This is a genomic window from Sphaerimonospora cavernae (assembly GCF_042435035.1).
Lineage (GTDB): Bacteria > Actinomycetota > Actinomycetes > Streptosporangiales > Streptosporangiaceae > Sphaerimonospora > Sphaerimonospora cavernae.
Genome location: NZ_JBHMQT010000068.1, coordinates 1 through 7,334, shown reverse-complemented (window position 1 = coordinate 7,334; position 7,334 = coordinate 1). Strand labels below are relative to the sequence as shown.

Below are 7,334 nucleotides of genomic sequence, written 5' to 3'. Positions count from 1 at the left end.
TTACCCGGTCCGGCCCCGCCACGCAAACCGCAGCAGATCCAAAACCCAAGAGAAGAAGAGGCACCGGCAACCGCACCCGACACATCCCACACACCAGACCACCAAGATGATCAGAAATGGGATCCGCCGAACCACACCGGCCCAACGAGACTACCAGAGCCCGACACCGACCGCGCCCGACATGCCCCACGCCTGCCGGCGTACCGGTCTTCACCTTCTGAAATCGGCCGGATACAGCGCGCCAACGGGCTTGCGGGATCTTTTGGAAGCGGTAGAAACGATGCGTGATTCAACAGGGATTCCCACGCGCCCTGGTCGTGCTGCTCGGAACAGCGGCCGCCGTGGTCACATTGGCCGGGATTCAGGCGGTCGGATCGATCCTCGGGCCCGTCGTCCTGGCGCTGACCCTGGTGATCGCCGTATCACCCTTGCGCAGCTGGCTGTCTCGGCATCGAGCCCCCACCTGGATGCAGATCGTCATCCCGCTCGCGGTGGTGCTGCTGGTTCTCCTCGGCATGATCGCGGTCCTCAGTCTCGCCGCCGCGCAACTCGCCCTCCTGGCGCCCACCTACGCCACCCAGTTCAACGAGATGGTGACGGACCTCCAGCACTGGGCGGCCGGCCTCGGCTACGGAAGCGAGCAGCTCAACAAGGCGCTGTCCTCGCTCGACCCGGGCAAGGTGATCGAGGTGGCGCAGGGCCTGCTGAGCAGCCTGATGAGCGTTATGTCCAGTCTCTTCCTGATCGTGGTGCTACTCCTGGCTATGAGCCTGGACGCCCCGGTCTTCTCGCGGATCGTCGACGCGGCCGCCGTCGAGCGCCCTGCCCTCGCGCTGGCACTCAAGACCTTCAGTTACCGGACCCGCCGCTATCTGATCGTCTCGACGTTCTTCGGCCTGATCTGCTCGGCTCTCGACGTCGCCGCGCTCTACGCGCTGAGCGTGCCCCTTCCGCTGCTGTGGGGGGTGCTCGCACTGATCACTAACTACATCCCGAACATCGGGTTCATCCTCGGTCTGATCCCGCCCGCGCTGCTCGGGCTGCTGGAGGGCGGGCCGAAGACCATGCTGCTCGTGATCGTCGCGTATCTCGCGATCAACGTGGTCATCCAGTCGTTCATCCAGCCGAAGTTCCTCGGTGACGCCGTCGGTCTGTCCACCACCTCGACGTTCCTGTCGTTGATCGTCTGGGCGTGGGTCCTGGGACCGCTGGGTGCCCTTCTCGCGATCCCGCTGAGCCTGCTGGTGCGGGCTCTGCTCATCGACAGCGATCCGGCCAGCAAGTGGGCCGCGGCCCTGCTCTCCGGCACGTTGCCCGAACCCGAACCGCCGCGGCCGTCGGACCCTACACCGAAATCGGCTCCGCCCCCGGCCGTACCCTGAAAGTCCGGCCGGGCGCGCGACGTACTGTCGGAACATGCGGCGGTGACTCCTCCGTCCCCTGGAGAGGACGGAAGAGCCGGACGAGCACGTGCTTCCCCACCTGCGTCGTGCCTGCGGAGCGGAGTGGCTGCTGACCGGCGAGCGCCCGCTGGAGGACGGCGTCTATGAGGTCACCCTCTCACTCGCCGGCGATCGGGAGGGCGTCCACGTGCACCGCGACGTGATCCGGCTCCTGTCCGCGATCGCCGAGGCCGTCTTCTTCGTACGGCAGCGCGAGCCAGGCGTGTTCGAGTGCGTCACGGGTGTCCTGGACGGCGACTCACCCGGCTTAGGGAGTCATAGCCATCTCGTCCGGCTGATCGTCATGTGATCTCCTTTCGTACCCCGGGTTGGTCACTCGTGGCGTCCAGGAGGGCCTCCGGCGCCTGTCTGCGGCTCCACGGAATGGCCGCGATGATCAGCGGGAACAGCACGATGGAGCTCATCGCCCAGGGCTTGTGCAACTCGTACCAGGCTTCGCCGGGGAACTGGGTGAGCACGAGGTATCCCACGGCCGCCCACAGGCAGGATCCCAGGATCGCGGGCCAGGCCCAGCGGGTGGGGCGGGCGACCAGGAACGGCATGAACCAAAGCAGATACTGCGCACCGAGGCGCGGTGTGAAGATCATGAATGCCAGCAGGATCGCGATCGTGACGTCGACCGGGTGGGCCTTGCGCCACCAGATCAGACAGGCGATCAGCGAGGCGTAGATCAGGTACTGGCCGATCCTGGCCGGAGTCGGATCGAGATTCCACTCTCCCCCGCTGAGCAGGGCCGTCCAGCCCCAGTCGCCCGTGATCGGCCGGACGTCGCTCGGCCGCAGCCCGATGGCGTTGAGCACGTCGGCCAACTCGCTCCATCGGGTCCAGCCGCCGATCGGCAGCGACAGCAAGAACAGGATGGGCGGGACGCCGGTCGCGACCAGCGAGACCAGGCGGGAGCGCAGTCCCGGGAGCAGCATCAGCAACGCCGGCACGAGGATCACCGGCCAACTCTTGGCACACAGCGCGAGCCCCATCAGCAGGCCCGCCCACACCGCTCGGCCGGTGGCCGCGCGGTCCGCTTCCAGAGGGTGCGTGAGGCGGCGCAGCAACTCACTCGGCCGCGGCCAGGGCAGCGGCCGCGGGCGACGCCAGCCTTCGGGCCCGCGTGCCACGACGTACGCACCCACGGCGAAGACCAGGGAGACCGGCTCGACCTGGCCGTGCACGGATGCGACGAGGATCGCCAGCGGGTTGCATGCGTACTGGAACGCCCGCAGCCGTGCGGCGGAGCCGCCGGCCAGCTTGCCGACCAGCGGGATCAGCGCGATGTCGGCGGCCACGGTCACCAGTCTGCCGGTGACCTCCCAGGGGATGCCCAGCCAGAGCAGCAGGCCGTACATGTAGGGGATCGTCGGCAGGAAGTGCCACCCGCCGTTGCTCTCCAGCACCGGGTCGCGGTGGTTGAGGATGGCCTCGCCGGCCGGCTTGAAGCTGCCGACGTAGTCGGGTGGCTGCCATCCGTCCGTGGCGGCGATCACCAGGATCAGCGCGCGGACACCGATGCCGACCGCCAGGGTCACCGCGAGCGAGGGCGTCCAGCCTTTCCGCTCCGCGACGACGGCGATCACGACTCCGGCGATCAGAACCAGGGCTGTGTGAATTGCGTAATGCATGGCGATGCCAAGCGTGCCCCACAACCGGCGAAAGAGGCGACTCGATGGAAGATTTCCCGAACCAACGGTCGCATTCTGTCACCATTCGCGGTATTCTGATCACTCTGAGTAACAGACGGGGAGACCTCGATGAAGATGCGGCTGTGGATCACCCTCAGCGTGGCGACCTTCGTGGGCATGCTCATCGGCCTGCTGGCTCCAACACGCAGTGGCGGCCGGCACGACAGGTAAAGGGGGGTGGTTTCCTGTCGCGCCGGCCGCCGGATCACGGCCGGGTGGAGTGCACGGGGGCTGCCCCGGTCCACCCGGCCCTGGTCACCAAGGAGGCCGGGATCAGAAGCCGGCGGTCACCCGGGTGAAGTCCCAGTCGTTCTGGGCGATCCCGCTGCAGTTCTCGGACACGCCGCCGTTGGGGCAGGGGCGGTCACGGTTGACGGACCAGAAGGCGAGCCTGCCGAGCCCCTTCGACTTGGCGTAGTCCCGGATCTTGGTCCAGGTCTCCAGGGAGGTCAGCTCACGCTGGTCGGACAGGCCGTTCATGCCCGAGATGCCCATGTGGGCGTACGCGGTCGCGTCGGACCAGCCCCAGGCGGACTTGAGCGCGTTCTTGAGCCCCTCCGCCGCGCTGACCGTGTTCCCGTACATGTCGGCGCCGCCGCCAAAGTCGAACGGCATGATCGTGTAGTTGTCGATGTCGACGCCGAGGGCCTTCGCCTGGTTGATCAGCCGGGTGCCGTAGTACGTCGGCCCGGTGGTGGCGGTGCCGAACGTGACGACGACCTTGACGTTCGGGTTCTTCTGCTTGACGATCTTCAGGGCGTTGAGGATGCGGTCCTGCACGGTGGTGTTCTCGAACTCGTCGGAGTTCTCGATGTCGAAGTCCACCGCGGCCGGCTTGTGGGCGTCGATGACCTTCTGCACCGCATCCGCGTAGGCGGCCGGCGTGGAGCAGTTCGGGCCGAGCTTGTTGCCCGACCAGCCGCCGAAGGAGATCTGGACGTTACCGCCCGCGCCCTTGATCTGGGAGATCGCCGCAGCGTCCTGGCCGCCCAGCAGCGGACGCTGACCATCCCAGGCGGGGTTGCATCCGCCGCTGGCGAGCATGAACGCCATGGTGAATTCCTTGATCCCGGTGGCGTTCATGACCGTGACCGGGCTGGGCGGGTTACCCCAGCCCGTGTAGAGGTACGGCGCCCCCGGCATCTTGCCGCCACCGCCGCCACCGCCGCCGCAGCCTGTCGTGGTCGCGGTCACCGTCGAGCTCGCCACCGACTCGCCGCTCGAGTTGTACGCCTTGACGGTGTAGGTGTGCGTCGTGCAGACGCCGAGTCCGGAGATGGTGGCGCTGGTCCCGCCGGCGGTCGCGGCCACGGTCGTGCCCTCGTACACGCGGTAGCCGGTCACGGTGCCCGAGGAGGCACCCCAGCGCAGCGAGATCGAGTTGTTCGTGGTCCCGGTGACGCTCGGCGTGCCCGGCGTGCCCGGCACTCCCGCCGGAGGCTTGGGGCTCGGGCTGGGGCTCGGGCTGGGCGTTCCGCCGCCTCCGCCGGTGACCTTCCACAGGGCCGGGACGTTCGACGGCTCCCACCCGGGCAGGGAGGTGTGGCCCTGGATGCACTCGTACTCGACGCCGTTGTAGGTCACCCGGTCGCCGGTCTTGTAGGCGGTCCACGCCTGCCAGGCCGAGGCGGCGGCCGTCACGCTGGTGGTCGCGGTGGCCTCGCCGTACGCGACCGGAGCGGTGGCCGCGACGCCGGCCACCGACAGTGTCAGCGCCGCGAGAGTCGCGGTGATCGTGCGACTTGCTCTCATGACTGTCCTTCTGGGGAGGGGATGGGGGGTGATATCGGGCGGGGAGAGATCAACCGAGGCCGTTGAGGTACGCCCGATGGTTGCGGGAGAACTCGAAACCGTTGTACTTGTCCCAGTTGATGGACCACGTCATCAGGCCTCGTAGGCCAGAGAAGACGCCGTGCGGCCGGTAGGAGCCGCAGCCGGTCCCCTTCGCCAGGCAGCTGAAGGCGTTCTGCACCTGGGCCACCGTGGTGAAGCCGTTCCCGGCCCACGGCGCGGCCGGTAGGCCGATCGCCACCTGGTCGGGACGGAGCGCGGGGAAGGTGGCGCCACCGGCCACGGGGAAGCCGGTGAGCAGCATGTCGGTCATGGCGATGTGGAAGTCGGCCACGCCCATCGTGTGGTACTGGTTGTCGAGGCCCATGATCGGCCCGGAGTTGTAGTCCTGGACGTGCAGCAGCGTCAGATCGTCGCGCAGGGCGTGGATCACCGGCAGGTACGCCCCGGCGCGCGGGTCGGCCGTGCCGTTCGTGCCGGCGCCGTAGAACTGGTAGCCGAGTTGGACGAAGAACGTCTCCGGCGCCATCGTCAGCACGAACTTCGAACCGTACTTCGCCTTGAGCGTCTTGATGGCGGAGATCAGGTTCACGACGACGGGGGTGGTCGGGTTCCTGAAGTCGGTGTCGCCCTTGTTCAGCGACAGCGAGTGACCCTCGAAGTCGATGTCGAGGCCGTCCAGGCCGTATCTGTCGATGATCGCGCTGACGGACTGGACGAACTTGTCCCGGGCCGCGGTGGTGGTGAGCTGCACCTGGCCGTTCTGGCCGCCGATCGAGATGAGCACCTTCTTGCCGGCCGCCTGCTTGGCGCGGATCCCCGCGATGAAGTCCGCGTCGCTCTCCACATTGGGGCACTCGGACACCGGGCAACGCTCGAACCGGATGTCACCGGACGTGACCGACGTCGGCTCGCCGAAGGCGAGATCGATGATGTCCCAGTCGTTCGGCACATCAGCCATCCGGACGTAACCGGATCCGTTGGCGAACGACGCGTGCAGGTAGCCCACCAGCAGTCGCTTGCCGTTCGGCGGCGGTGGCATAGGCGTCGGTGTCGGGGTGGGCGTCGGCTTAGGACTGGGCGTCGGTGTCGGTGTCGGCGTGGGCGTGGGCGTCGGGGTGGGCGTCGGCTTAGGACTGGGCGTCGGCGTCGGCGTCGGGCTGGGGGTGGAGCCGCCGGGGCCGTCGAGCACGATGTCGTCCGCGTAGTAGGCGCCCTGGCCATACCAGCCGTTGACGTAGATCGTCACGCTGCTCGTCGAGGATCCCGTCGTGAACGAGGTGGTGACCTGCTTCCATGTCGAGCCGGGAGAGGCCCAGGTCTGCGCGTCCGTGGTGCCGGTGCCGGTCGCGCCGAGGAACACGTAGTTGCCCTGAACCCAGGCCGACAGCGCGTACGACGTGGACGGCCGCACGCTGATCGTCTGCTGGCAGCGGGCGTAGTCGCTCCCGGCGGGCGTGGCCGTCAGCGCCTTCGTCCCGCCGTGCACCGGACTGGACACGGTCTGGGCGCCGGAGGCTGCCGAGCAGGTCCAGCCGTCGAGTCCGGACTCGAATCCCGGATTGGCGACGATGTTGGCAGCTGATGCGCTCCCGGCCCACAGGCCGGTCGCCCCCAGCGCCAGTACGGCTATCGCCGCCAGCTTTCGCACGGACACATTCGTCTCACTTTCACCGTGATCTTGCGAATTCTCGCAGCAAAGGTCGGTGACCTGGTCCGATGCTCATCATGATCTTGCAGAAATTGGCGATGTACGGCTATGAGCTGCGCCCGCACACTTCGTGATCTTGCAGACAGGGGAAGGAGTGCAAGATCACGGACGATATTTCGCCTGCTCAGGGGGCATGGCTGCAAGATTCTGCAAGATCACGGTTGATATTTCCGCTGGTCAGACCGACTGCGTGCGAGTATTCGCAAGATCACGCGGGGGGGTGGGGGGTGGAGGGGGGTGGTCGCGGTCATGGAATCCGTACGGCCGGCGCCTAACCGAGGCGGCCGGATAGGAACGGCGCCGGCCGTACGGCGATCAGGGGGCGCCCGCTGACGTGACGCGGATGGAGGTCTTGGGTTGTTGGAGGGCCATGGTTCGGCTCCGGATCGGCCTTTCTTTTAGGAAAGTTTCCTAAGAGTTAGTCGGATCGTAGCCCCATGGACGGCAGCCCCACAAGACCCAAACCGAAGCTTTCCTGACCCTGGCTGTCAGGGTCCCGGCAGCCTCCTCGCACGACGCGAAGAGGCCCGGCCCAGCCTGATGGCTGGACCGGGCCCGTCTTCACCCCGTTGAACGATCAGGGCGCGTTGTATCCGAGGGTGTAGGCGCCGGAGCCCCTGTAGGCGTGGACCCGGTAGCGGTAGTAGCCCGCGGTGCCGTTGTAGCTGAGCGTCTCAGCGGCCCCGGGGGTGG

At 67.4% G+C, this 7,334-nt stretch carries 5 protein-coding genes; 2 read left to right on the top strand and 3 right to left on the bottom strand.

Annotated elements, in window-relative coordinates; genetic code table 11:
* Window positions 1-284: 284 nt before the first annotated feature.
* A complete protein-coding gene (locus ACFHYQ_RS28285) occupies window positions 285-1,382 on the top strand; it encodes an AI-2E family transporter (protein ID WP_394304199.1) in 1,098 nt (365 codons plus the stop codon).
* 88 nt (window positions 1,383-1,470) lie between these two features.
* Window positions 1,471-1,752: a hypothetical protein gene (locus ACFHYQ_RS28280; RefSeq protein WP_394304198.1), complete on the top strand. Its 282-nt coding sequence runs from the start codon at window positions 1,471-1,473 to the stop codon at window positions 1,750-1,752.
* On the opposite strand, the gene ACFHYQ_RS28275 is transcribed toward ACFHYQ_RS28280, so the two are convergent.
* The 3 genes from ACFHYQ_RS28275 to ACFHYQ_RS28265 form a co-directional block, all read right to left on the bottom strand.
* Window positions 1,745-3,079, bottom strand: coding sequence for a hypothetical protein (locus tag ACFHYQ_RS28275; protein WP_394304197.1), 1,335 nt, complete (start codon window positions 3,077-3,079; stop codon window positions 1,745-1,747). The genes ACFHYQ_RS28280 and ACFHYQ_RS28275 overlap by 8 nt on opposite strands.
* A gap of 333 nt (window positions 3,080-3,412) precedes the next feature.
* The gene (locus ACFHYQ_RS28270) at window positions 3,413-4,891 is read right to left on the bottom strand and encodes a carbohydrate-binding protein (RefSeq protein ID WP_394304196.1); all 1,479 of its coding nucleotides are present in this window, start codon (window positions 4,889-4,891) and stop codon (window positions 3,413-3,415) included.
* 49 nt (window positions 4,892-4,940) lie between these two features.
* Window positions 4,941-6,587 carry a chitinase gene (locus tag ACFHYQ_RS28265; protein ID WP_394304195.1) on the bottom strand — a complete coding sequence of 549 codons (1,647 nt, stop codon included), beginning with the start codon at window positions 6,585-6,587 and terminating at the stop codon, window positions 4,941-4,943.
* Window positions 6,588-7,334: the final 747 nt, after the last annotated feature.

Excerpts from the sequence above, each read along its gene's own strand:
- ACFHYQ_RS28275 (WP_394304197.1), bottom strand. The coding sequence starts at position 3,079 with ATGCATTACGCAATTCACACAGCCCTGGTTCTGATCGCCGGAGTCGTG.
- ACFHYQ_RS28270 (WP_394304196.1), bottom strand. The coding sequence starts at position 4,891 with ATGAGAGCAAGTCGCACGATCACCGCGACTCTCGCGGCGCTGACACTG.